1 protein-coding gene is annotated in these 907 nt (G+C 40.9%); it reads right to left on the reverse strand.

The features are described from left to right. Nucleotides 1-463: BCCT family transporter (locus R7E78_RS25150; protein ID WP_318058476.1), on the reverse strand; the 463-nt coding region annotated here is incomplete at its 3' end. Nucleotides 464-907: the final 444 nt, after the last annotated feature.

Consider the following 907-nt stretch of genomic DNA (forward strand, 5'->3'; position numbering starts at 1 on the left):
CTTCTGGTGAGTTTGCTTCTACGCCGAGTGGCGTTTCGTACCAACCAGTGAAGTAAGCCACTGGGTCTGCCACACTCCAGAACATCAAACCAATACCCATACCGGCTGCGAACAACATCGCGAGCCAAGACATGAATGAATAATCAGCGACGGCATCTTTACCGCCTAAGCGTATTTTCCCGAGCGGCGACACAATCAACGCTAAGCAGAAAATAACGAAAATGTTACCAGCGATAATAAACAGCCAGTCGAATGAACCAATGTTCGTCCACTTAAGCCCATCCAATGCTGTCTTCGCGGTATGAGCATCTAGAACTAATGCTGCGACAAGAAACAGTGCAATAAAGCCTGCACTAATACCAAAAACTGGGTTATGAACATCAAAGCCCCACTTTTGAACGTTGTCTTGACCTACCGTATAGTCGGTACTGTCAATACTGTACTTATCTATACCCTTTGTCATCGTTCCTCTCTATTTTTGTATTATTTTTTCCGTACCAAACAAAAAATCGTTCGAACACGATACGTTTTACATTCCGTGAAAGCGGAAGATCCTATCATTTGAGGCGTTTTTGTCTATCTTTTGCTGTTAAAAAATCCAATACTTACTTTTCAGTCGGTAATTTGCATTACAAAAAGCGCAAATCTCCACACCATTAATTAGACCACAAACAATTATTGCTATAATAATTTTAGGTCTTTCTGTTTCAGTTGCACGAGCGAATAAAAAGAAATCACCAAAGACAAATAAATAGTTGAAAAATGTCGACCTAAATTTTGACTGCAGCCCTTTAAATAACAGCGCATTTGAGTTAGTGTCGCGTCGTTACATGTTCCCTACAGACTGGATGAATAAATTGGAAAAGTACGAAGAAGTATTGGTCTCGATTCGTCAGATCATCCGCGC

Source organism: Vibrio sp. YT-19(2023) (genome assembly GCF_033337395.1).